The 24,567-nt window shown below is 72.8% G+C and carries 18 protein-coding genes and 1 riboswitch; of the genes, 9 read left to right on the top strand and 9 right to left on the bottom strand.

What is annotated here, in order from left to right; all coding sequences use genetic code 11:
* Nucleotides 1-39: 39 nt before the first annotated feature.
* From hpnE to ACZ6ZT_RS23775, 6 genes are all read left to right on the top strand, one after another.
* The gene (hpnE, locus tag ACZ6ZT_RS23800; RefSeq protein WP_469721875.1) at nt 40-1,446 is read left to right on the top strand and encodes a hydroxysqualene dehydroxylase HpnE; all 1,407 of its coding nucleotides are present in this window, start codon (nt 40-42) and stop codon (nt 1,444-1,446) included.
* 59 nt (nt 1,447-1,505) lie between these two features.
* On the top strand, nt 1,506-2,600 hold the full coding sequence (locus tag ACZ6ZT_RS23795) for a polyprenyl synthetase family protein (protein ID WP_469721874.1): 1,095 nt from the start codon (nt 1,506-1,508) through the stop codon (nt 2,598-2,600).
* 122 nt (nt 2,601-2,722) lie between these two features.
* Nucleotides 2,723-4,858, top strand: coding sequence for a squalene--hopene cyclase (shc, locus tag ACZ6ZT_RS23790; protein ID WP_469721873.1), 2,136 nt, complete (start codon nt 2,723-2,725; stop codon nt 4,856-4,858).
* A complete protein-coding gene (locus ACZ6ZT_RS23785) occupies nt 4,855-5,490 on the top strand; it encodes a phosphorylase family protein (RefSeq protein WP_469721871.1) in 636 nt (211 codons plus the stop codon). The genes shc and ACZ6ZT_RS23785 overlap by 4 nt, the downstream gene beginning before the upstream one ends.
* A 5-nt stretch (nt 5,491-5,495) precedes the next feature.
* Complete coding sequence (gene hpnH, locus ACZ6ZT_RS23780) at nt 5,496-6,527, top strand: adenosyl-hopene transferase HpnH (RefSeq protein ID WP_469721870.1); 1,032 nt, start codon at nt 5,496-5,498, stop codon at nt 6,525-6,527.
* Nucleotides 6,524-7,927 carry an aspartate aminotransferase family protein gene (locus ACZ6ZT_RS23775; protein ID WP_469721869.1) on the top strand — a complete coding sequence of 468 codons (1,404 nt, stop codon included), beginning with the start codon at nt 6,524-6,526 and terminating at the stop codon, nt 7,925-7,927. Before hpnH ends, ACZ6ZT_RS23775 begins: the two co-directional genes overlap by 4 nt.
* Nucleotides 7,928-7,989: 62 nt before the next feature.
* Here ACZ6ZT_RS23775 and ACZ6ZT_RS23770 read toward each other — a convergent pair whose 3' ends face one another.
* Entirely contained in the window at nt 7,990-8,808 is an 819-nt protein-coding gene (locus ACZ6ZT_RS23770; protein WP_469721868.1) for a tyrosine-protein phosphatase, read from the bottom strand.
* Nucleotides 8,809-9,125: 317 nt separating this feature from the next.
* Nucleotides 9,126-9,297: riboswitch (cyclic di-AMP (ydaO/yuaA leader) on the top strand.
* 4 nt (nt 9,298-9,301) lie between these two features.
* Here ACZ6ZT_RS23770 and ACZ6ZT_RS23765 point away from each other — a divergent pair.
* The 3 genes from ACZ6ZT_RS23765 to ACZ6ZT_RS23755 all read left to right on the top strand — a co-directional run bounded on the left by ACZ6ZT_RS23765 (nt 9,302) and on the right by ACZ6ZT_RS23755 (nt 12,710).
* A complete protein-coding gene (locus ACZ6ZT_RS23765; protein WP_469721867.1) occupies nt 9,302-10,348 on the top strand; it encodes a peptidoglycan DD-metalloendopeptidase family protein in 1,047 nt (348 codons plus the stop codon).
* Nucleotides 10,349-10,510: 162 nt separating this feature from the next.
* Entirely contained in the window at nt 10,511-11,296 is a 786-nt protein-coding gene (locus ACZ6ZT_RS23760; protein ID WP_469721866.1) for an SGNH/GDSL hydrolase family protein, read from the top strand.
* 172 nt (nt 11,297-11,468) lie between these two features.
* Nucleotides 11,469-12,710, top strand: a complete 1,242-nt coding sequence (locus ACZ6ZT_RS23755) for an MBL fold metallo-hydrolase (RefSeq protein WP_469721865.1) — start codon at nt 11,469-11,471, stop codon at nt 12,708-12,710.
* A 130-nt stretch (nt 12,711-12,840) separates the two neighbouring features.
* Here ACZ6ZT_RS23755 and ACZ6ZT_RS23750 read toward each other — a convergent pair whose 3' ends face one another.
* The 8 genes from ACZ6ZT_RS23750 to ACZ6ZT_RS23715 are packed head-to-tail and all read right to left on the bottom strand — an operon-like array spanning nt 12,841 to nt 24,539.
* Nucleotides 12,841-13,803 (bottom strand): TauD/TfdA dioxygenase family protein, encoded by a 963-nt coding sequence (locus ACZ6ZT_RS23750; protein ID WP_469721864.1) that lies wholly within the window; start codon nt 13,801-13,803, stop codon nt 12,841-12,843.
* Between the two features lie 22 nt (nt 13,804-13,825).
* Complete coding sequence (locus ACZ6ZT_RS23745) at nt 13,826-14,776, bottom strand: AEC family transporter (protein WP_469721862.1); 951 nt, start codon at nt 14,774-14,776, stop codon at nt 13,826-13,828.
* 60 nt (nt 14,777-14,836) lie between these two features.
* On the bottom strand, nt 14,837-15,751 hold the full coding sequence (locus ACZ6ZT_RS23740) for an aminotransferase class IV (protein ID WP_469721861.1): 915 nt from the start codon (nt 15,749-15,751) through the stop codon (nt 14,837-14,839).
* Between the two features lie 13 nt (nt 15,752-15,764).
* The gene (locus ACZ6ZT_RS23735) at nt 15,765-16,595 is read right to left on the bottom strand and encodes a hypothetical protein (RefSeq protein WP_469721860.1); all 831 of its coding nucleotides are present in this window, start codon (nt 16,593-16,595) and stop codon (nt 15,765-15,767) included.
* Between the two features lie 8 nt (nt 16,596-16,603).
* A complete protein-coding gene (gene asnB / locus ACZ6ZT_RS23730; protein ID WP_469721859.1) occupies nt 16,604-18,424 on the bottom strand; it encodes an asparagine synthase (glutamine-hydrolyzing) in 1,821 nt (606 codons plus the stop codon).
* Between the two features lie 3 nt (nt 18,425-18,427).
* On the bottom strand, nt 18,428-19,396 hold the full coding sequence (locus ACZ6ZT_RS23725; protein WP_469721858.1) for a peptidase: 969 nt from the start codon (nt 19,394-19,396) through the stop codon (nt 18,428-18,430).
* On the bottom strand, nt 19,393-20,703 hold the full coding sequence (locus ACZ6ZT_RS23720) for an ATP-grasp domain-containing protein (protein ID WP_469721857.1): 1,311 nt from the start codon (nt 20,701-20,703) through the stop codon (nt 19,393-19,395). The genes ACZ6ZT_RS23725 and ACZ6ZT_RS23720 overlap by 4 nt, the downstream gene beginning before the upstream one ends.
* Complete coding sequence (locus ACZ6ZT_RS23715) at nt 20,700-24,539, bottom strand: amino acid adenylation domain-containing protein (RefSeq protein WP_469721856.1); 3,840 nt, start codon at nt 24,537-24,539, stop codon at nt 20,700-20,702. The genes ACZ6ZT_RS23720 and ACZ6ZT_RS23715 overlap by 4 nt, the downstream gene beginning before the upstream one ends.
* Between the last annotated feature and the right edge of the window lie 28 nt (nt 24,540-24,567).

The raw sequence follows: 24,567 nt of genomic DNA, 5'->3' as shown, positions 1-24,567 counted from the left end.
GCCCGCCCGTACCGGATCGCGCACCACGGGGGAGGACGCATGAGCACCGAACGGCAGGACACCGGGCAGCAGGACACCAGGCGGCGGGCCGTCGTCGTCGGCGGCGGACTCGCCGGCGTCACCGCCGCGCTCCAGCTCGCCGACGCGGGAGTGCGGGTGACCCTGCTCGAAGGCCGCCCCCGGCTCGGCGGCCTCGCCTTCTCCTTCAAGCGCGGCGACCTGACCGTCGACAACGGCCAGCACGTGTACCTGCGTTGCTGCACCGCCTACCGCTGGTTCCTCGACCGCGTCGAGGGCGCCGCCCTCGCCCCCCTCCAGGACCGGCTCGACGTACCCGTCCTCGACGTCGCCCACCCGCGCGGACCGCGCCTGGGCCGGCTGCGCCGCAGCGCCCTGCCCGTCCCCCTGCACCTGGCCGCTTCCCTGGCCCGCTACCCGCACCTCTCCCTCGCCGAACGGCTGAGCGTCGGCCGCGCCGCCCTCGCCCTGCGCCGCCTCGACCCCGCGGACCCCGCCCTCGACGGCCTCGACTTCGCCACCTGGCTCGCCGGCCACGGCCAGTCCCCGCGCACCATCGAAGCCCTCTGGGACCTCGTCGGCGTCGCCACCCTCAACGCCACCGCCGGCCAGTCCTCGCTGGCCCTGGCCAGCATGGTCTTCAAGACCGGCCTGCTCTCGGAGAACGGCGCCGCCGACATCGGCTGGGCCCGCGTACCGCTCGGCGACCTCCACGACACCCTCGCCCGCAAGGCCCTGGACGCCGCCGGCGTACGGACCGCACTGCGCACCCGGGTCACCGGCCTGTCCCGCGGCGACGAAGGGGAGTGGCGGGTCGACACCGAGGAGGAGTCCCTCCGGGCGGACACCGTCGTCCTCGCCGTCCCGCAGCGCGAGGCCCACGCGCTGCTCCCGCCCGGAGCGCTGGCCGACCCCGGCAAACTCCTCGACATCACCACCGCGCCCATCCTCAACGTCCACGTCGTCTACGACCGCAAGGTGCTCCGGCAGCCCTTCTTCGCCGCGCTCGGCACCCCCGTCCAGTGGGTGTTCGACCGCACCGACGCCTCCGGCCTCACCGACGGGGGCCAGTACCTGGCGCTGTCCCAGTCGGCCGCCCAGGACGACATCGACGAACCCGTCTCGGTCCTGCGCGCCAAGTACCTCCCCGAACTGGAGCGGCTGCTGCCCGCGGCCCGCGGCGCGAAGGTACGCGACTTCTTCGTCACCCGGGAGCGCACCGCCACCTTCGCCCCCACCCCGGGCGTCGGCCGGCTGCGCCCCGGCAACCGGACCGACACGCCGGGGCTCTATCTCGCCGGTGCGTGGACCGCCACGGGCTGGCCCGCGACCATGGAGGGCGCCGTACGCAGCGGCCTCGACGCCGCGCGAGCGGCACTTGAGGCCCTGGGCCACCCCGCCGGACATCCTCTGACGGAGGCGGCATGACCACGAGCACGACCACCAGCACGACCGGCACAGCACGTACAGGAACCAGAGGAGAGCCAGTGAACCCGGGGAACCCGGCTGTCGAGAACACGGCTGCCAGTGTGGGCACGGCCGGCGGGGAGCAGGCGGACACGCTCGCCCTCCTGGAACGCGGCCGCACGCTGTCGACCCCCGTGCTCCGCGCCGCCGTAGACCGGCTCGCGGCGCCCATGGACACCGTCGCCGCCTACCACTTCGGCTGGATCGACGCCCAGGGCAACCCGGCCGACGGCGACGGCGGCAAGGCGGTGCGCCCCGCCCTGGCCCTGCTCTCCGCCGAGGCCGCCGGCGCCGCCGCGGAGGTCGGGATCCCCGGTGCCGTCGCGGTGGAACTCGTCCACAACTTCTCGCTGCTGCACGACGACCTGATGGACGGCGACGAGCAGCGCCGCCACCGCGACACGGTGTGGAAGGTGCACGGCCCGGCGCTGGCGATCCTCGTGGGCGACGCCCTGTTCGCCCTCGCCAACGAGGTCCTGCTGGAACTCGGCACCGTCGAGGCCGGCCGCGCCGCCCGCCGCCTGACCACCGCCAGCCGCAAGCTCATCGACGGCCAGGCCCAGGACATCTCCTACGAGCACCGCGAGCGCGTCAGCGTCGAGGAGTGCCTGGAGATGGAGGGCAACAAGACGGGCGCCCTGCTGGCCTGCGCGGTCTCCATCGGCGCGGTCCTCGGCGGCGCCGACGACCGCACCGCCGACAAGCTGGAGGAGTACGGCTACCACCTCGGCCTCGCCTTCCAGGCCGTCGACGACCTCCTCGGCATCTGGGGCGACCCGGACGCCACCGGCAAGCAGACCTGGAGCGACCTGCGCCAGCGCAAGAAGTCCCTGCCGGTGGTCGCCGCCCTCGCGGCGGGCGGGCCCGCCTGCGAGGAGCTCGCGGAGCTGCTCGCCGCCGACGCCAAGAGCAACGACTTCGAGAACTTCTCCGAGGAGGAGTTCGCCCACCGGGCCTCGCTCATCGAGGCCGCGGGCGGCCGTCAGTGGACCGCCGACGAAGCGCGCCGCCAGCACGCGGTGGCGATCCGCGCCCTCGACGACGTCGACATGCCGCACCGGGTGCGGGAACAGCTTGTCGCCCTCGCCGACTTCGTCGTCGTGCGCAAGAGGTGACCACCACCCGACAGCTGATATAGCGCGAGTCGCCGGCCGGCGGCGCCTCCCGGGAGGGAGGCGCACCGGCCGACGGCGGAACCCCAGCACAGCAGAGAACACTGTTCGAAGGGGAGAGAGCCATGACAGCGACGACCGACGGCGCCGGGCCGATGGCCGGTGGCGCGGATCCGGAACACGAGGGCGCGGTGACCGCCACGGCCGCGCCGCCGCCCGCCCGCGTCAACCCGGCCGAGGGGCCGCCCGCGCGCGCCACCACCCTGGCCGAGGAGCCGCCGGCGCGCGCCACCCCGGCCGAGGAGCCGCCTGGCGGCCCGGACCCGGCCGCGGACCTGCGCCGCGGCGTACGGGAGGCGGCCGACCGGGCCACTCGCCAACTGCTGGCCCGCCAGGACGCGGCCGGCTGGTGGAAGGGTGACCTGGAGACCAACGTCACCATGGACGCCGAGGACCTGCTGCTGCGCCAGTTCCTCGGCATCCGCGACGAAGCCGTCACCCGCGCCGCCGCCCTCTTCATCCGGGGAGAGCAGCGCGAGGACGGCACCTGGGCCACCTTCCACGGCGGACCGCCCGAACTCTCCGCCACCATCGAGGCGTACGTCGCCCTGCGGCTGGCCGGCGACGCGCCCGACGCCGCGCACATGGCGCGCGCCTCGGCCTGGATCCGGGCCCACGGGGGGATCGCCTCCGCCCGGGTGTTCACCCGGATCTGGCTGGCCCTCTTCGGCTGGTGGAGCTGGGACCACCTGCCCGAACTCCCGCCGGAGCTGGTCTTCCTGCCGCCCTGGGTGCCGCTGAACATCTACGACTTCGGCTGCTGGGCCCGCCAGACCATCGTCCCGCTCACCGTGGTCTCCGCGCTGCGGCCCGTCCGCCCGGCCCCCTTCGCCCTGGACGAGCTGCACACCGACGCGCGCACCCCGTACCCGGTCAAACCCATGGCGCCGGTGGTGAGTTGGGACGGCGCCTTCCAGCGCATGGACAAGGCCCTGCACGCCTACCGGCGCTTCGCCCCGCGCAGGCTGCGCAACGCGGCGATGACCGCCGCGGGCCGCTGGATCATCGAGCGCCAGGAGAACGACGGCTGCTGGGGCGGGATCCAGCCACCCGCCGTGTACTCGATCATCGCCCTGCACCTGCTCGGTTACGACCTGGGGCACCCGGTGATGCGGGCCGGACTGGAATCCCTGGACCGGTTCGCGGTCTGGCGCGAGGACGGCGCCCGCATGATCGAGGCCTGCCAGTCCCCGGTCTGGGACACCTGCCTCGCCGCCATCGCCCTCGCCGACGCCGGTCTGCCCCCCGACCACCCGGCCCTCGTCAAGGCCGCCGACTGGATGCTCGGCGAGGAGATCCGGCGCAGCGGCGACTGGGCCGTGCGCCGCCCGGGGCTCGAACCCGGCGGCTGGGCCTTCGAGTTCCACAACGACACCTACCCCGACATCGACGACACCGCCGAAGTCGTGCTGGCCCTGCGCCGGATCCGCCACCCCGAACCGGCGAAGGTCGAGGCGGCCATCGCCCGCGGGGTGTCCTGGAACCTCGGCATGCAGTCGAAGAACGGAGCCTGGGGCGCCTTCGACGCCGACAACACCAGCACCCTGCCGAACCGGCTGCCGTTCTGCGACTTCGGGGAGGTCATCGACCCGCCCTCCGCCGACGTCACCGCGCACGTGGTGGAGATGCTCGCCTTCGAGGGCAAGGCGGGCGACCCGCGCGCCCGGCGCGGCATCGCCTGGCTGCTCGCCGAACAGGAGGCCGACGGGAGCTGGTTCGGCCGCTGGGGCACGAACTACGTGTACGGCACGGGCTCGGTGGTCCCGGCCCTCACCGCCGCCGGAATGCCCGCCGCGCACCCCGCGATCCGGCGGGCCGTGCGCTGGCTGGAAACCGTACAGAACGAGGACGGGGGATGGGGCGAGGACCAGCGCTCGTACCGGGACCGCTCCTGGGCCGGCAAGGGCGCCTCGACCCCCTCGCAGACCGCGTGGGCGCTGATGGCCCTGCTGTCGGCGGGGGAGCGCGGGAGCACGGCGGTGGAGCGGGGACTGGCGTACCTGGTGGAGACCCAGCGCCCGGACGGGACCTGGGACGAGCCGTACTTCACCGGCACCGGCTTCCCCTGGGACTTCTCCATCAACTACCACCTCTACCGGCAGGTGTTCCCCCTCACGGCGCTGGGCCGCTACCTGTACGGGGAGCCCGTCGTCCCCGGCCGGGCCCGTACCACCGGGGCGCACGCCGCGGAGGTCCGGTGACCTCCCCGGCGCGGCCCCCGCTGCTGATCGCCTGCGCCCTGCGCATCGAGCAGGCGGCCCTGCGCGGCGCGGGCCGCGGCGGCGCGCCCGACGCGGCGCTGCTGCGTACCGGCATGGGCCCGCGCGCCGCCGAACGCGCCGTCGCGCGGGCGCTGGCCCGGCCCGGCATGGAGCGGGCCGCCGTGCTGGCGACCGGCTTCTGCGCGGGCCTGGTCCCCGGCATGAACCCCGGCGACCTGGTCGTCGCCGAGGAGACCCGGGACACCCGCGGGGCGGTCGCCTGCACCGGCACCGCCCTGCTCGCCGAAGCACTGGCCCGGGCCGTGCCCGGCCGGACCGTGCACACCGGCGCACTGACCGGATCCGACCACGTCGTCCGCGGCCAGGAGCGCGCGCGGCTGCGCGCCACCGGCGCCGTCGCGGTCGACATGGAGTCCGCGGCCACCCTGTGGACCGCACACCACGACGCGGGGCGCCCGGTTGCGGCCGTCCGGGTGATCGTGGACGCTCCGGAACACGAGCTCGTCCGTATCGGCACGGTCCGCGGTGGAATATCGGCCTTCCGTGTGCTGCGTGCCGTACGGCCCGCGTTCTATGACTGGCACCGTTCGTTGCTGCTCCCCAGGAGGTGAGCCAGATGGCCATGCCGTTGCGACAGTCCATCAGGGTCGGGACCTATCTTCTCGAACAGAAGCTCCGCAAGCGTGAGAAGTTCCCGCTGATCGTCGAGCTGGAGCCGCTCTACGCCTGCAACCTGGCGTGCGAGGGGTGCGGGAAGATCCAGCACCCGGCCGGGGTGCTCAAGCAGCGCATGCCGGTCGCCCAGGCGGTCGGCGCCGTGCTGGAGTCCGGCGCGCCGATGGTGTCCATCGCGGGCGGCGAGCCCCTGATGCATCCGCAGATCGACGAGATCGTGCGCCAACTGGTGGCGAAGCGGAAGTACGTCTTCCTGTGCACCAACGCCATGCTGCTCCGCAAGAAGATCGAGAAGTTCACCCCCTCCCCGTACTTCGCCTTCGCCGTCCACATCGACGGACTGCGCGAACGCCACGACGAATCGGTGGCCAAGGAAGGCGTGTTCGACGAGGCCGTGGCGGCCATCAAGGAGGCGAAGCGGCGGGGATTCCGGGTCACCACCAACTCCACCTTCTTCAACACCGACACCCCCCAGACCATCATCGAGGTGCTGAACTACCTCAATGACGACCTCCAGGTCGACGAGATGATGATCTCGCCCGCGTACGCCTACGAAAAGGCACCCGACCAGGAACACTTCCTGGGCGTCGAACAGACCAGGGAACTCTTCAAAAAGGCCTTCTCCGGCGGCAACCGGCGGCGCTGGCGCCTCAACCACTCCCCGCTCTTCCTCGACTTCCTGGAAGGAAAGGCGGATTTCCCCTGCACCGCCTGGGCCATTCCGAATTACTCCCTCTTCGGCTGGCAGCGCCCCTGCTACCTGATGAGCGACGGCTACGTGCCCACGTACCGCGAACTCATCGAGGAGACCGACTGGAGCAAGTACGGCCGCGGCAAGGACCCGCGCTGCGCGAACTGCATGGCGCACTGCGGCTACGAGCCCACCGCCGTCCTCGCCACCATGGGCTCCCTCAAGGAGTCCCTGCGCGCGGCCCGGGAGACGATCGGCGGCAACCGGGCCGGCTCGTCGTGACGTCCCGGCCGGAGGGGGGCGGGGGCTTCGACCTCGCCGCGCTGCTGGCCGAGCGCGGCGGGGAGCGGTACGAGCTGCACGCCCGCCACCTCAACCACCAGCTGCCCCGGATGCTGCACACCATCGGCTTCGACAAGGTGTACGTCCGGGCCCAGGGGGCGCACTTCTGGGACGAGGAGGGCAACGACTACCTCGACATGCTGGCCGGGTTCGGGGTGATGGGCCTGGGCCGGCACCACCCCGTGGTGCGCCGCGCCCTGCACGACGTGCTCGACGCCCAGCTCGCCGACCTGACCCGCTTCGACTGCCAGCCGCTGCCCGGGCTGCTGGCCGAGAAGCTGCTCTCGTACAGTCCGCACCTGGACCGGGTCTTCTTCGGGAACAGCGGCACCGAAGCGGTGGAGACCGCCCTGAAGTTCGCCCGGTACGCCACCGGGCGCCCACGGATCCTGTACTGCGACCACGCCTTCCACGGCCTCACCACGGGCTCGCTGTCGGTCAACGGCGAAGGCGGCTTCCGGGACGGCTTCGCTCCGCTGCTGCCCGACACCAAGATCGCGCTCGGGGACCTGGCCGGCCTGGAGCGCGAGCTGGCGCGGGGCGATGTCGCCGCGCTGATCGTCGAGCCGGTCCAGGGCAAGGGGGTGATCGCGGCCCCGCCCGGGTTCCTGCTCGCCGCGCAGGAACTGCTGCACCGCCACAAGGCGCTGCTGATCGCCGACGAGGTGCAGACGGGCCTCGGCCGGACCGGCGACTTCTACGCGTACCAGCACGAGCCGGGCGTGGAACCGGACCTGGTGTGCGTGGCCAAGGCCCTCTCCGGCGGCTACGTCCCGGTGGGCGCGACCCTGGGCAAGGACTGGATCTTCAAGAAGGTCTACTCCTCCATGGACCGGGTGCTGGTGCACTCGGCGAGCTTCGGCTCCAACGCGCAGGCGATGGCGGCCGGGCTGGCGGTGCTCTCGGTGATGGAGGACGAGGAGGTCGTCGCGCACGCCCGGGCCATGGGCGACCTGCTGCGCGGGCGGCTCGCCGCGATGGTGGACGAGTACGAGCTGCTGCACGAGGTGCGCGGGCGCGGGCTGATGATCGGCATCGAGTTCGGCCGGCCGTCCTCCCTGGGGCTGCGCAGCCGGTGGGCCGTGCTCCAGGCGGCCCGCAAGGGGCTGTTCGCGCAGCTGGTCGTGGCGCCGCTGCTGAGCCGGCACCGGATCCTGACCCAGGTCTCGGGCGACCACCTGGAGGTCATCAAGCTGATCCCGCCGCTGATCGTGGACGAGGCGGACGTGGACCGGTTCGTCGGCGCCTTCCGGGAGGTCATGGACGAGGCCCACGGCGGGGGCGGCCTGATGTGGGACTTCGGCCGGACCCTGATGAAGCAGGCCGTGGCCGGCCGCTGAGACCGTCTGGGGCGGGGGCCCGGTGCGATACCGGGCCCCCGCCGGGCCGCCCGGCCCCGCGCTCAGTCCAGCAGTCGCTCGCGCAGCCGCTCCAGCGTGGCGGGGTCCAGGCCGAGGCCCACGGCGAGGTAGCGCTCCGCCCCGCCCCACCGCTCGTCGATCGTCTCGAACGCCGCGAGCAGGTACGCGGGGCGCGCGTCGAACAGCGGCGCCAGCAGTTCCATCGCCTCCGGGGAGCGGGCCTCGGCCGTATCGTTGCCGCGCCGCACCCGGTAGCGGTTGTGCGGGGCGTTCGATTCCAGGTAGTCCGCCACGATCGCCTCGCGCTCGACGCCGAGCGCGAGCAGGGTGACGGCGATCGACACGCCCGCCCGGTCCTTGCCCGCGGCGCAGTGCATCAGCGCCGGGACGCTCTCCTCGGCGAGCGCGCGCAGCACCCGGCCGTGCTCGGCGGTGCGGGAGAGGACCATGGTCCGGTACGACAGGGCCATCCGGTCCGCCGCCTTGCCCTCGCCGAGTGCGGCGCGCAGTTGGTCCAGGCCCCCGTCGCGGACCATCTTCCAGAACTCGCGGCCGTCGGCCGGGTCGGTCAGCGGGACGTTCACGTTGCGCACGCCCGGCAGCTCGACGTCCGGGCCCTCCAGGGCCAGGTCCGCGTCGTTGCGGAAGTCGAAGACGGTGTGCAGGCCGAGCGAGCGGAGGAACTCCGCGTCGGTTTCGGTGGCATGGGCGAGATGTCCGCTTCGGAACAGTCGTCCCGGCCGGACCCGCCGTCCGTCGGCGGCGGGCAGACCGCCAAGGTCGCGGAAGTTGCGGACGCCGGTCAACGCCGGTGCGGGCTCGGGGCCGCCGGGCAGGGGCTGGGGTATCTGCTGGGTCACGTGTGCTCCTCCATAGGGTCCCGAGTGTCCGAATTGATCGGTTTGCAGCCAACTTGCCGTGTCCGGAAGCGAGATCGCGCCAGCCCCCGTGAGCCAGATCATACGGTGACCGTCCGTGCCTGATCGCGGAATGTGAATTCCCTTGCCAGGGCCGGTGTTGCGGGCCGCGAATGGACACAGGGTGACGGGAATTCCGTTGATCCCTCATACCTGTGAATGCGTCAGGGAATTCATGGCTTGTTGTGCACGGCTCCGCTGGATTACCTTCGCGATCGATCCGGGTGGACCGCCTCATCCTGCCGCCGCCCGGCAATCGCATCCGACCATCGACGCGCGCGGCAGGAGCGGGGGAACCAGGTAAGCCGCCGTCCCGGATCCAGATCCTTTCCGGGACGGCTAGGGGTGAATTCGTACGCGCCTCGCGCGGGTACGGCCGGACATCTCCAGTCCGAACCCGACAGCTCACCTCGCAGGCGACGGAGAGGAATTCCCCATGCCCGCACAGGGTAAGCACCGCCGCCCGAAGTCCCGCTCCCGCTCCCTTTCCCGCGGCCTCGCCGTGGCCGGCACCGGCGGCGCCGCCCTCGCGCTGCCGCTGATGGGCGCCGCCGGCGCCCACGCCGCCACCCCGGCCGCGGCGCCGGTACGGGGCGCGCTGCCCGAGACCCTGCGCGCCGCCGTGCCCGCCGCCGCTCCGACGACGGCGGACGCCGCCGCTCCGACGACGGCGGACGCCGCCGCTCCGGCCGTCTACACCGTCGTGCCGGGCGACTACCTCTCGAAGATCGCCGCCGAGCGCCACCTCTCCGGGGGCTGGGAGAAGCTCTACGCGGACAACCGCGCGGCCGTCGGGGAGAACCCCTCCCTCATCCACCCCGGCCTCAGGCTGACCCTCGGCGGCCACGCCCAGGCCCCGGCCCCCGCCCCGAAGGCCCCTGAGACCCCGGTCGAGGAATCCTCCGCCCCGGCTCCGGCGGGCGGCGAGAGCGCCTCCGGCGCGGGCGCCACCGCCGCCGACGAGACCCCGGCTCCCGAGTCCGCCGCCCCGCAGCGTCAGCGCACCCGCGTCCCCGCCCAGCGCCCGGCTCCGGCCGCGCCCACGGCTCCGGCCGCGCCCGCCGCGCCCGCGAACGGCTCCGGCTTCGTCGCCCCGGTCAGCGGCGGCACCTCCACCCCGTACCACCAGAGCGGCAGCATGTGGTCCTCCGGCTACCACACCGGCGTCGACTTCATCGCGAGCACCGGCACCACCGTCAAGGCGGTCGGCGCGGGCACCGTCGTCTCCGCGGGCTGGGGCGGCGCGTACGGCAACGAGGTGGTCATCCGGCACGCCGACGGCAAGTACTCCCAGTACGGCCACCTCTCCCAGCTCTCCGTCTCGGCCGGCCAGAGCGTCACCGCCGGACAGCGCATCGGCCTCTCCGGCGCCACCGGCAACGTGACCGGTCCGCACCTCCACTTCGAGATCCGCACCGGTCCCTCGTACGGCTCGGACATCGACCCGCTGGCCTACCTCCGCTCCAAGGGCGTGAGCGTCTGACGGCAGCCGCCGAGGCGGCTGGGACGCGTGTGAGGCCGGGGCCGAGGGGGGTCCCGGCCCCACGTGTACTTATTCCTTATCCCCCGGGTGGTATAGATCACGGTCCGTCAACCCCGTATTACGTTGGCGTAGGTTGCTTGCGGGGGTGAAGGATGGTCCTTCGTGGCAGCGACGACGACGAAACTCAAGACCATCGGCTCGTACGCGGCGATCGGGGACAGCTTCACCGAGGGCGTGGGGGACCCGGGACCCGGGGATTCACATCTCGGCTGGGCGGACCGGCTCGCCGTGCTCCTGGCCGACCAACGCGACGAACACGACTTCCGGTACGCGAACCTCGCGGTCCGCGGCCGGCTCCTGGACCAGATCGTGGCCGAACAGGTCCCCCGGGCCAAGGAGCTCGCCCCCGACCTGGTCAGCTTCTGTGCGGGCGGGAACGACATCATCCGGCCCGGCAGCGACCCCGACGACGCGGCGGAGCGGTTCGAGGCGGCCGTGGCCGACCTCAGCGGCGCCGTGGGCCTCGTCATGATCACCACGGGCTTCGACACCCGGGGGGTGCCGGTCCTCAAGCACCTCCGGGGCAAGATCGCCACGTACAACGCCCACGTGCGCGCCATCGCCGACCGCTACGACTGCCCGGTCCTCGACCTCTGGTCGCTGAAGTCCGTCCAGGACCGCCGGGCCTGGGACACCGACCGGCTGCACCTCTCGCCCGAGGGACACACCCGGGTCGCGCTGCGCGCCGCCCAGGTCCTCGGTTACGAGGTCCCCACCGATCCGGACCAGCCGTGGCCGCCGACCCCGCCGCGCGGATCGGTGGACGTCACCCGGGACAACATCCAGTGGGCGCGCGAGCACCTCGTGCCCTGGATCGGGCGCCGGCTGCGCGGGGAGTCCTCCGGCGACCACGTCGAGGCCAAGCGCCCCGACCTGCTGCCGCTCTAGCGTTCCGGGCGCGGCGGGGGCGCGTCCGGACCGCACGACACGCCGTACGACACACGGGCCCCGGGGCGGAATCCTCGGGGCCGGCCGTGCGTTGGGATGTGCGTGGACGTACGGCCGCACGGTCGTACGGCCGCATGCCCGTGCCCCCGCCCGCACCTTCCCAGGAGGCGCCTTGACCGGCTCCCAACCCCTGCGTCCCCGGCTGCGCGCCCTGCGCCCCGAAGCCTTCGGGGCCGATCCCACCGGCGCGCGGCTGGAGCGGATCCTGCGCTCGCCGAACTTCGCCGACGGCGTGTTCCAGAACCCGGTGGGGGCCCGGACCAGGCCGTCCGGGTCGATGGTCGAGTTCGCCAAGGTCTACTTCCACAAGGAACAGCGCGTCCGGCGCAACCCCGGCGCGCCCGTCCCGGTGTACCCGACGACGCTGGCCGAGCTGGCGAAGCCGCCGGTCAGCGGGCTGCGCCTGACGTGGATGGGGCACTCCAGCGTGCTCGCCGAGATCGACGGGCGCCGGGTGCTGTTCGACCCGGTGTGGGGCGAGCGGTGCTCCCCCTTCCCCTTCGCCGGACCCAGGCGGCTGCACCCCGTCCCGGTACCGCTGGCCTCCCTCGGCCCGGTCGACGTCGTGGTCATCTCCCACGACCACTACGACCACCTCGACCTCCCCACGATCAAGGCCCTGGCCCGCACGGACACGGTCTTCGCCGTCCCGCTGGGCGTCGGCGCGCACCTGGAGCGCTGGGGCGTGCGGCCGGACCGGCTGCGCGAGCTCGACTGGAACGAGACCACCCAGGTCGCGGGCCTGTCCCTGACCGCCACCCCGGCCCGCCACTTCTGTGGCCGCGGGCTGCGCAACCAGCAGTTCACCCTGTGGGCCTCCTGGGTGGTGGCGGGCGAGGAGCACCGGGTCTTCCACAGCGGGGACACCGGCTACTTCCCGGGCTTCAAGGAGATCGGCGCCGCCCACGGGCCCTTCGACGCCACGATGATCCAGATCGGCGCGTACTCCGAGTACTGGCCCGACATCCACATGACGCCCGAGGAGGGCATGCGGGCCCACCTCGACCTCCAGGGCGGTGCGGCGCGCGGCAGCATGCTCCCGATCCACTGGGGCACCTTCAACCTGGCCCCGCACCCGTGGGACGAGCCCGGTGAGGGCACCGTCGCCGCCGCGGCCGCCGCGGGGGCCTCCATCGCGCTGCCCATCCCGGGCCAGCCCTTCGAGCCCGGCGCGGCCGACGCCCCGGAGGAGGCCTGGTGGCGGCCCTTCGTGGCGGCTCCCCCGGCGGTGGCGGCGACCGCCCCCGCCCGGGCGGCTGCTCCGTCCGGACCCCCCGCCGCGGACACGGTCCGGGACCCCGCCCCCACCCCGGCCGAGGCCGGACGGGGCGAGCCGGAGGCCGTCGGCTCGTAAGGTACGCGAGTACGGACCTCGCGCCCCGGGCACCCGGTGGGGTGCCCGGGCCCCGCCCGGCACCGCACCTCGCGGCCCACGTCGTCCCCCGGACACGGACGAGCTCGGCGGGGAAGCGAGGCCCGGCGGGCTACCAGGCCGCCATCGGCTCCCCCTCCACCAGCTGGGAGACGAAGCCGTTCGGTCCCTGCGCCGGCTCCCCGAGGACCGTCACGCGGTGCATGACGCGGTCGACGTCGAGGTGGGCGAAGTCGGTGGGGGCGAAGTGGCAGGTGCTGCGGTTGTCCCAGAAGGCGATGCTGCCCGGCTCCCAGCGGAAGCGGACGGTGTACTCGGCGCTGGTCAGGTGCTGGAACAGCAGGTCCAGCAGGTGGCGGCTCTCCAGCTCGGTGAACCCGCTGACGCGGGTGGTCGAGCCGGGGCTGACGAACAGGGCCTTCTCCCCGGTCTCGGGGTGGACGCGGACCACCGGGTGGACCGCCACCTGCGGGTCCTCGCAGTAGATCTTCAGGATCTCGCGGTCGCGTTCGTCGGAGTGGCGCAGGTGGACCGCGGTGAAGAAGGCGTGCTCGGCGGTCAGCCCGTCCAGGAACGCGCGCAGCGGCGCCGAAAGGCCCTCGTACGCGGCGACCGTGTTGGTCCACTGGGTGTCGCCGCCGAAGGCGGGCGTCCGCTCGGCCCGCAGGAGGGACAGGCTGGGCGGGTTGACGGCCTGGCTGAGGTCGCTGTGCCAGCCGGCCAGCGGGGACACCCACTTGCGGCGGTAGTGCTCCTCGAAGTCGGAGCCGTAGCGCTCGGTGTCCGCCTTCGGGTCGACGGTGAGGATCTCAGGGTGCCCCTCGGGGTGCACACCGTGCTTCTTGCCCGGGCGCCGCGTCAGCGCGCCGAAGCGGCGGCCGAAGGCTATGTGCTGGGCGTGGGTGATGTCCTGGCCGCGGAAGAAGACGACCCGGTGGGTCAGGACGGCCCGGCGGATCTCGGCCACCGTGGCCTCATCGAGCTCCTGCCTCAGGTCCACCCCGGAGATCTCGGCCCCGATACGGCCGGCCACCTGCTCGACGGAGATCCTGGTGGGCTGCGCGGTCTGCGTCACGGTTCTGCCTTTCTGGAGGGATTCAGGCCGGCCGGGCCACCAGCTGCGTCCACAGCGGGAGCAGCAGCAGCGCGACGACCGAGCTCTTGATGACGAGGGAGGCCGACATGTCGACTCCGACGTCGTAGCGCTGGGCGAAGATGAACAGGTTCTGCGGCGCGGGCATCGCGGCGATCAGGACGAGGTAGCTGAGCCACTCGCCCTCCACCCCGAAGACGTAGCGGCACACCGCGTAGGTGATGAGCGGCAGGGCCACGCACTTGAAGCCGATGATCCAGATCTCCTCGAACGAGGTGCCCCGGACCTTCAGGCCGCTCCCGCCCAGGTGCAGACCCAGGGCGAACAGCGCGACGGGCGAGGCGCTGTCACCGACGAAGGCGAAGCTGTCGAGCACGACCCCGGGCACCGTGACCGGCAGCAGGTTGAGCACGATGCCCGCGTTGCAGGCGATCACGACGGGGGTCAGCAGCGACGCGGTGACGGCGGATCCGAGCCGCCGCGCCGGACTCCCGACCCGGTCCGGCCGCCCCAGCTCCATGATCGAGATGATGACCAGGGACAGCACGCAGACCTGGAACAGCAGCACCGGGAAGATCGGCGCCGCGTTCCCGAACAGCATGATGAACACCGGCACCGCGAAGTAGGCCGTGTTCACCTGGACGGCGGCCATGATGCGCAGCGCCACACCGCGTGGATCGCGTACGCCCAGGGCCCAGGCCATCACGCCGATCAGCGCGGCCGCGACGCAGGCCGCGGCCGCGTATCCGCCGATGGCCCGCCAGTTGAACAGCGCCCCCAGATCGCTGCGGTAGATGTTCCCGAAGAGGAAGCAGGGCACGGCGAAGAGGAACGCGTAGTCCGCGAAGGCCTTCGAGCTCTCGGCCGGCACCACCTTCCGCCGTGCCAGGACGACCCCGCAACCGAAGGCCAGCACCACCGGCGCGAGTTTTTCCAGAGCATCTACCGCTCCCATGCACGTGCCCTTGCTCTTGCGGCCCCCGGAAGGGCCTGTTTCCGTGTCGCGACGGGCTTGCTACCGCGTCGGCTCGCCGGGGGCGCGCACCTGGGCGCGCCCCCGGACCAGCTCCCGGTAGCCCGTGACGATCGTGCGTGTCACCGCGTTGCCGGCGACGTCGTAGTGATGATCATCGAGGCGGCTGACGGGGAGGATCTCACACGCGGTCCCGCACAGGAACGCGCCGTCGGCCTCACCCGCGAAGGCTGGAGCCAGGTCGGCGACCACGCACTCGATCCCCGCCCGCTCCGCGATCGCCAGTACGCACGCCCGGGTGATCCCGTCGATGGTGCACCGGGTCGTCGGGGTGTACAGCACCCCGCCCTTGGTGAAGAACAGGTGCGCACCGGTCGCCTCGACGAAGTTCCCCCGGTCGTCGAGGAGGAGGGCGTCGTCGAAACCGGCCCGCAGCGCCTCGTTCTTGCTGACCGTGCCGATCATGTAGTTGCCCGCGGCCTTGCTCTTGACCGGGGCGTACTCCGGCGACGGCCTGCGGTAGCGGCCCGTCACCACGGAGATCCCCGCGTCCAGGGCGTCCTCCGCCGCGTAGTAGCCCGCCGGAAGCTCCCACGCCGCCACCGAGGTGTGCACGGACGTCTTCAGCGCCGCCGTCTGGATGATCTCCGAACCGCGCCAGGCGTTCATCCGGACGTAGCCCTCGGTGATGCCCGCCTCGGCGACCACCGCGCGGGTGGCCTCGTACAGCACGTCGTCCCCGTAGGCGAGCTCGAAGTCGAGGATGCGGGCCGAGGCGCCGAGCCGCGCGATGTGCTCCTCCAGCATGAACGCCTCGCCGCCGTAGACGCGGATGCCCTCGAAGATGCTGGAGGCGTAGTGCAGACCGTGGCTGAGCACGTGGAGCCGGGCGTCGGCCCAGTCCACGAGCGAGCCGTCGTACCAGATCTTGCCGGTGCGCTGGTCGAAGGGGATCACAGCTGCCTCCTTCTCAGAGCGCGAGGTCGAAGAGCTGCCGGGGCAGGTCCCCGACGAGGGCGATGAACCGCCGCTGGTGGTGCGTCAGGGAGCGCACCGACACCCCGTGCAGGGCGAGCGGGTTGATCGGGTACAGCACCAGGGTGTTGCTGCGGTACGGGACGGTCGTGACCTCCTCGACGTACTGCGGGTCGATGTCGAAACGGCTGTCGCCGTACTCGGAGGCGCTGGTGTGGAACTTGTGCGCGCCGGGCCGGTACTTGTACAGCACCAGGTCACCGCCGGTCGCGTCGTCCTCGGGCAGGCGCATGTAGAAGAGTCCGCCGAAGAGCTTGTGCGGCTTGTCCACGTGCGGCCCCCGGTAGGCGGAGGGCCGGCCGGTGACCGCCGAGTTGATGACGGCCGTGCAGTCCAGCAGGATGTCGTGCGTCTCGAAGCCGTCCCGGTTGCGGCGGCCGACGCGCAGCTCGCGCAGCGGACCCACCAGCTTCTCGGCCTCGGGGAGGTTGGCGACCAGGTCCTCCTGGAAGAGGTCGAGGAACTCCTCGTAGAAGGCGGGGGAGGAGTGGTAGGTCACGAAGTCCTTCCAGACGCCCGCCATCGTCGCGTCGGCCAGGATCATCTCGGACATGTAGTTGTAGCGCTCGTTCGAGGTGATCGGCTTGCCGATCCGCTCGCCGATGTACTCCGCCGTCGGCATCGACTTCGCCAGCGCGTCGTAGAGGTCCTGGGGCAGGGCGTCGCTGATCACGACGTGCGGGAACGGGTCGCGCCGGATGTCGGCCTTGGTGACGCCCGCCAGCAGCGAGGTGATCGCGGGCCGGGCTTCGGGAGTTTCGGTCATGTCCTGTCTCATTTCCGGTGGGGGAGGGGGGAGGTCGTCAGACCGCGTGCGGAGAGCCAGCTCTCCAGGATCAGGAGGGACCAGAGCAGCTCGGCGGCGTGCGCCCCCGGGCTCCCGGTCTGGGTACGGAAGAGGTCGCGCACGGCGTCCTGGCGCACGTAGTCGCGGCAGCGGGCGCCGGGGCCGAGGAGGAGGTCGCCGATCATGTCGTACAGCGCCTCGCCCGGCCGGATCATCGCCGCGACGGGCAGGGTGAAGGGCTGCTTGGGCCGGTCGATCACGCTGCGGGGCACCCAGCGTTCGGCCGCCCGCGCCACCGGCGCCTTCACCGTGTCGCCGGCCACCTTCACGGCGGCGGGCAGCGCGTGCGCCAGGCGCATCACCGACGGCTGGAGGAAGGGGATGCGGGCCTCCACCGAGTGGGCCATGCTCAGGTGGTCGACGCGGCGCAGGATGTAGTACGGGAACCGCTCGGCCTGGTCGTAGCGCAGCAGCGTCTCCAGCTTCCCCTGCCCGCCCGAGCGCACCCGGCGCTCCAGCTCGTCGCCGCTGAGGTCCCCGAAGTGGCCCCCGGTCGCCCGTACGTGCTCCAGGTAGCCGGGCGTGTACAGCCGGCCCAGCGCCGCCGTGCCGGCGACCGCCATCGTGTCCTGGTAGGCGCGGTGCCAGGCGGAGTCTCCGTCCCGGTCGGCCTTGACGAAACGGGCGTACCCGGCGAAGAGTTCGTCGGCTCCGTCGCCCGTCAGGGCCACCTTGAACCCCGCGTCGTGCACGGCCTCGAACAGGGCGAAGGTGCTCAGGCTGTGCGGGGCGTTGTTCGGCTGGTCGAGGTGGCGGGTGAACCGCCCGACGAGCTCGGGGAACCCAGCCGGGTCGAGGAGCACCTGGTGGTGCTCCGTACCGCAGTGGCGGGCCACCTCGGCGGCGTAGTGGCGCTCGTCGGCGGGCCAGTCACCCTGGTAGGCGATGTTGAACGAGGCCACGTCCGACACCAGATGGGCCGCGAGCGCGGTGGTGTAGCTGGAGTCGAGCCCGCCGCTGGTGATCACGCACACCGGCACGTCCGCGTCGAGCATGCGGCCCATCTCGGTGCGCAGCAGCCCGTCCAGCAGCTCCGCCGCCGCGTCGACGGTCGGTTCACCGCCGGGCCAGTCGACGTCGGCGGGCTCCAGGGAGCTCCGGGTGAGCGTCTCGCGTCCGTTCGCGAAGCGCAGCACCGAGCCGGGCTCCAAGGTACGGACCCGCGTGTACACGGTGCCCGGCCCCCAGACCGCCTTCCCGCCGAGGTAGCGGTCGACCGCGAGCGGGTCGAGCTCGTCGGGGAAGTCCGGGAAGCGGCTCAGCGCCCGCAGCTCGGAGGCGAAGCACAGCCGCCGGCCGTCGCCGGACACGTAGTAGTAGAGGGACTTCATGCCCGCGTGGTCGGTGAAGAGCTTCAGGCACGGCTCCTCGCGCTCGTCGACGAGCGCGATGGCGAACATGCCCTCCAGGCGGCTGGTGAAGGCGTCACCGTACAGCTCGTAGAGCGGCAGCAGGACGTCGCCGTCGCAGTCGCCCTCGAAGGAGTAGCCGTGCGCGGCCAGTTCGGCGCGCAGCTGCCGGTGGTTGTAGATCTCGCCGTTGAACACGCAGCACAACGCACCGCGTACGAAAGGCTGTTCGCCGGAGGCGACGCCTTGGATGGCGAGCCGGTTGTTGCCGAGCGCCCAACCGTCACCGCGGCGGACGGTCTGCGCGTCGGGCCCGCCCTCGAACATCGCCGCCGAGACGGCGTCGAGCACCTCCCGGCCGGCGCTTTCCCCGCCGAAACATCCGTGGATGCGGCACATGGCTCACACCTCCGTCCGGCAGCCGGGTACGGGGACGCCCCCGGCCGGCTGCAGGGCGGGCGCGGCGGAGCCGGTGCGGCTCTGCCGGGCCTGGGGATGGTGCCGGCCCACGAACTCCGTGACGAGCTCGACCTGCCGCAGGATGTCGTCCAGCTGTACGGGCGAAGGGCTCACCCCGTGGCCCTCCAACGCGCTGTTGCCCGTCTTCAGGTACACCGGCGACGCGACCCGGACGATGTCGGGGGCCTCGTAGGTGCGGATGAAGCCGCCGGAGGACCGCGGATTGTCCACGTGCAGGTCCAGCGGGACCGACACGGCCTGCCGCAGCGCCGCGATCATCGGCAGCGTCAGGTCGCGCACCGGGTTGAAGCTGTTCGCGCCGAGCATCTCCAGCATCTGCGCCGACGCCGGGTTGCCCTGGCCGCAGTGCGCGGAGACCTTCAGGTGGATGCCGGCCGGCAGCTCGCCGGCGGTGCGCAGCCGTCCCAGCACCCACAGCAGGCCCTCGTCGTAGACGACGAACCCGCGCACGCCCAGGCCGATGCCGCGTTTGACGTCCTCGACGGCGCGCACGATCTGCTCCTGGCCGCGCAGCCGGTACCCGATCCGGGCGCCCTCGGGCGTCTGCGCCCCGGCGCCGATGTCGTTCGTGGCGCGGGGCCCCACCGACATCAGGATCTCGGCGCCGAACTCCTCGCCGAGCGCGACGTACTCGCCGATCTCGCGGGCCGTGTGCCGGTACATGCCGCGGGTCTCGGTGATCCGGTTGATGGTGAAGCCCCGGCGCCGGCTCTCCCGCAGCAGCCGTTCGGCGGCCTGCACCGAGTTCACCGTCGGCACCTCGATCCGGAAGTGCCCGCCGTCGGCGAAGACGGCGTCGGAGTCCGGTGTGAGCTGCGGGTCCCCGTCGGGCAGGCCCAGCCGGGCGAGCTGCCGGCGGGTCTGGTCGAAGAAGGCGGTCGTCGTCCTCACCTCGTCACCTCGATACCGAGTCGGTCGGCCATGCCCTCGACGATGTCCTCGGCGATGCGTATGGAGGTCGCGCGGTCGGCGTGCACGACCTGGACCTCGCCGAAGTTGCCGAGGTTGCCCCGGCAGGGCGGCAGGGCGTCGCCCTCGGGGAAGCGGACGGTGAGCGCGTGCAGGTGGTCGCCGTACTCCTCGGCCGCCCAGCCGAGGTCGGGTACCCGCTCCGGGGTGGGCACCCGCTCGGCGGCGCCGAACCAGCGGACCGTCGCGTACCCGTCGAAGACCGTCGGACCGCGCTCGATCCGCTCGTTCAGGTGGACCCGGACGAGCAGCTCGAAGATGTCCCCGCCGCCCGCGAGGCGGAACAGGTTCGGCAGGCAGGAGCCCATGATGCGGGGGTTGAGTTCGATCAGCCGGGGTGTGCCGTCCGCACCCAGCATGACCTCCACGTGAAAGACGCCGAGCCGCAGGCCGACGGCGCTCACCACGTCCTCCGCGAACCGCATCACCCGGTCGTGCTCCTCGGGCGAGATGCCCGCGGGGATCGTCGTACCGGTCTCCAGGGCCTCGTGCCGCTGCCAGGTGGACCGCTCGCTGACGGCCAGGCGCAGGAAGCGGCCGTGTACGAGGGCGATCTCGGCGGAGACGAAGCGTCCGCTCAGGTACTCCTCGACGAGGATCCCGGCCGCGTACGCGTCGTCCGCGGCGTCCGCGAGGACCTCCGCCAGCTGCCGCTCGTCCGCGACGACGTGGGCGCCCTCGCTGCCGGAACCCCTGGCCGGCTTGACGACGACGGGGTAACCGGTGGCGGCCGCGAACGCGGAGGCCTCCTGGAGGCCGCCGACCACCGCGTACCGGGTGGTGTCCACCCCGGCCGCCGCGAGGATCTCCCGGCAGCGGTTCTTCTGCTTGGCCGCCTCGGCGGCCCCGGCGTCGGTGAAGGGGACCCCGATCTCCTCGGCGATCCGCGCGACGGGCACCACGAGGGCGTCCACGGTGGCGACGAAGCCGTCGACCGGCCGCTCCCGGTGGACCTCCAGGACGCGGGAGCGCAGTGCCTCGGGGTCAGTGGCGTCCTTCAGGACGTGGACCCGGTCGACGAACCGCGCGTAGGGGGAGGCGTCGAAGTCGACGTTCTGCGCCTGCTCCATGAGCAGTGAGCGGATGAGCGTCACATGGTGACCGAGCCGCTTGGCCGCCTCGAACGCGGGGGCGTTCCCGGCCTTCCAGGTCACGAAGACCACGTGCCGGGCGGCGCCGGTGTCAGGGACCGCCGCGGGCGGGTGTGGGGGGTGCTGTCGGTCTCTCATCGTGTCTTCCTCGCGAAGCGCTGGCCGATGCGGACGAATCCCGGGACGGCGGTGCCGGGGGTGGGGATGAAGGAGATCGAACCGGCGAGGACGTTCTTCTCGGACATCGAGCTGAAACCCCCGGCGCCGGACAGCACCAGGTCGCCCTCGTCCAGGCGCAGCCACGCGCCGTCCCGCTGCCGCTCGGAGTAGGAGTAGCGCAGGTGCTCCGCGCCGCGGCGGACCTCGAGCCGGTATCCGTCGGAGGCGTACAGGCCGACGCAGTCGCCCAGTTCCATCTCGAAGGGGCGTCCGGTGCGGATGAGCCCCTCGCCGGTGAGGGAGCGCAGCAGGTCCTCGTACAGGCCGAAGGCCGGATAGGCGTTGGCGAGGAGCAGCAGGAAGGAGCGCTCCTCGGGGAAGATCTGGATGAAGTTGTGGTGGCCGCTGCCGTTGGAGTTGAAACCGAAGGCGGACGGTCCGAACATCAGCCAGCCCAGGCCCCAGGCATGCATGAAGTGGTGGCCCGGGACGGGGATCTGGGGGGTGCGCATCTGACGGGCCAGCTCGGCCGAGAGCAGGCGCTCACCGCCCGGCGCGACCCCGTCGTCGACGGCCAGCATCGCGATCCGCGCCAGCTCCTCCAGGGTGAGGCACACCGAGAACGAGCCGGCCGCGTCGTCGGCGATGGTCTGCGGCGGCGGGTCGTGGCGCAGGTAGCCCTCGACCCGCTCGGTCCACACGTAGCCGGGGGAGACGGAGCCGCCGTAGTGGCCGCCCTCGGTGAGGGCCTCGGGGATCTCCCGGATGCCGAGCGGGGTGAGTATCAGCTCGTTCACCGCACGGCGCCAGGGGATCCCGAGGAGCTTCTCGATCAGCGCGGCGACGATGGACGTCCCCACCGCCGAGTACGCGAACACCTCGCCCGGCTCGAACAGCTGGCCGTAGGAGGGCAGGGTGGCGAGGTAGCTGCCGAGGTCCGGCAGGCCGGTGTCGTGCCACACCTCGTACGAGTCGTCGACCCCGCTGGTGTGCGACAGCAGGTGCCGCAGGGTGACCTTGACGGTGCCCCCGTCGCGGCGCCGGAAGGCCTGCGGCAGCAGCTCGTCCAGCGGCTGATCGAGACCGAGCAGCCCGCGGTCGACCAGGCGCAGCGCGACGAAGGCCAGCATGGGCTTCGTGACGCAGGTGACCCGCTGGCGCGTGCCGGCCCCGTACGCGGCGCCCGACTCGGTGTCGCTCACGCCGTGGTAGGTCAGCTCCAGCGTGCCGTCGAGGAACACGGCGGCGCCGGCTCCCGGGACGCCGTGCCCGCGCGCGGACTCCCGCAGGGTGTCGGCGACGGCGCGCCGCCGCTCCGCCGGCCCCGTGGCCGTGCCGGTCCCCGACGCCTCCCGGCGGGTGCGGCGCAGCAGCGCGGCCTGCTCCGCCAGGGTGCGGTGGCGGTACACCTCGGCGACCCGGACGGGCCGGCCCGCCGCGTCGGACAGGCGCGCCGCCAGCAGCGTGGCGAGCAGTGAATGCCCGCCGACGGAGAAGAAGTCCAGGCCGGCGGAGACCTGCGTCAGGCCGAGGAGGTCGGCCCACACCCGCGCCACCTCGGCCTCGTCGGCGTCCTCGAAGGCGGTGGCGGACACGGCCCGCGGACCCCAGTCGACGTCCCGGGCGGCCAGCGTCTTGCGGTCGACCTTGCCGTTGGGCAGCCGCGGCAGCCGCTCCTCGACGATGATCCTGGCGGGCCGCATGTAGTGCGGCAGCTTGGACCGCAGATGGGCGCTCATCGCCTCGACGCTGACATCGGCGCTGACATCGGCGCCGTCCAGGCCCACGTAGCAGACCAGACGGGTGTCGTCGCCCGTCCGCAGGGCCAGGGCTGCGACGTCGCGCAGGCCCACGACCCCGCGCAGCGTCGCCTCGATCTCGCCGAGTTCGATCCTGAAGCCGCGCACCTTCACCTGGTTGTCCTTGCGGCCCAGGAAGCGGAGCTCGCCCTCCTCGGTCCAGCGGGCCAGGTCGCCGGTGCGGTACAGCCGTCCCCCGGGGACCTCGCCGAGGTGCGCCGGAGCGGGAACGAAGGAGGCCGCGGTGCGCTCGGCGTCGTTGATGTAACCGCCGGCCAGCCCGTCGCCGCCCAGGTGGAGCTCGCCGGTGGCACCCTGCGGCACGAGCCGGCCGAGCCCGTCCAGGAGATAGGCGACGGTGTTGTGGACGGGCACGCCGATGGTCGGGGCACCGTTGGCGGGGCCGGTGAAGCACTTCCAGGTCGAGTACGTGGTGTCCTCGGACGGCCCGTACAGGTTGTAGAGGCGCTCGACGCCGGTGGACGCGAAGGCCTCGGCGACCAGTTCCCGGGACAGCGGCTCACCGGCGACGTTCAGGACGCGGGTGGAGGCGGGCAGCGCGCCGCGCTGGAGCAGGACGTTCAGGGCGCTCGGGACGGTGTTGACGAGCGTCGGGCGCAGCCCTTCGTCCTCGGTGAGCGCGAGCACGTTGTCCACGACGACGACGCAGCCGCCCCGGGTGAGGGGGGCCCACAGCTCGTACACGGACAGGTCGAAGTTGAGCGAGGTGGAGAACAGCACCCGCTCCAGGTCCTCGGCCGCGTAGGTCTCCCGCGCCCAGGCCAGGAGCGCCACCACGTTGCGGTGGCTGACCACCACGCCCTTGGGCACGCCGGTGGAGCCCGAGGTGTGGATGAGGTGGGTGGTGGCGGACGGATCGACGATGACGCCCGGAGACCGGTCGTCCTCGGACTCGGCCTTCTCCCACAACTCCCGCCACGCGAGCGCCCGTGCGGTGGTGTCACCGAGCCACGCCGGGGCCTCCTCGCCGTCGTGGACGACCGCCGCCAGGTCGGCGGTGGCGGCGATGGCGCCGAGCCGGTCGGCGGGGTAGGCGGGATCGAGCGGTACGTAGGCGCAGCCCGCCTTGTGGACGGCGAGCAGCAGGACGACGCCGCGGTGCGTACGGGCCAGGGAGAGGCCGATCCGCGAGCCCGGGGGGATCGCGTGGGCGGCCAGCGCCCGCGCCAGCCGGTTGGCCCGCCGGTCGAGTTCGGCGTACGTCAGGACCTCGCCCTGCCACTCGACGGCGGGCGCGTCGGGGGTCCGGGCGGCCTGGGCCTCGACGAGTGCGTGCAGCGGTGTGGAGCGGTCGTAGGGGCGGGCCGTGTCGTTGAACCCGTGCAACAGGCGGTCGGTCTCCGGCCCGGACAGCAGCCGCAGTTCGCCCGCGGGCGCCTCGGGGCGGGCGGCCGCGTCCGCCAGCAGGGTGTCGAGGTTCGCGGCCATCCGCGCGACCAGCGCTCCGGGGAAGAGGGCACGGTCGTAGTGCAGGGTGAACAGCGGGCCGCCCGGCGCGGGCCGCGCCTCCAGCAGCAGCGCGAAGCCCTCGGGGACGGAGGCGGGCAGCGGGGTGGCGCCGTCGGACTCCAGGAAGCCCACGCGCAAGCCGTCGCCCAGGTCGGGCACCGCTGCGGGCTTGGCTTTCCGCGCGGCCGTCTCCCGTGCGGCCGTCTCCCGTGCGGCCGCTTCCCGGTACGCGGCGCCGAGCGCGAGCGCCAGCGCGGGCAGGGTCCGCTCCGGTGCCAGGAGGGAGCGGACGGCGACCGGCGTACCGTACCCGCCGCCCGCCCGGGCGAGCAGGATGTCGTCCTGGCCGCTGTAGCGGTGCACGAGCACGGCGAACGCCGCGTGCCACAGATCGGCGGCTCCGGCCCCGCCGGCCGTCGCTCCGGGCGGCAGGTCGGCGCCCGGCCAGGAGTGCGTACCCCGGCCCGCGTCGTCCGCGGCGCCCAACGCGGGCTCCCTTACGGGCAGTTGCAGGGCCTGCGGTGAGTCGGCGGAGATGTCGCCCACAGTGATTGGTCCCCTCGTTGCATTGCGT

The sequence above is a fragment of the Streptomyces sp. NPDC102258 genome (genome assembly GCF_055584685.1).
The sequence above is the reverse complement of the archived record's forward strand: the minus strand, read 5'-3'. Positions and strand labels throughout refer to the sequence as shown.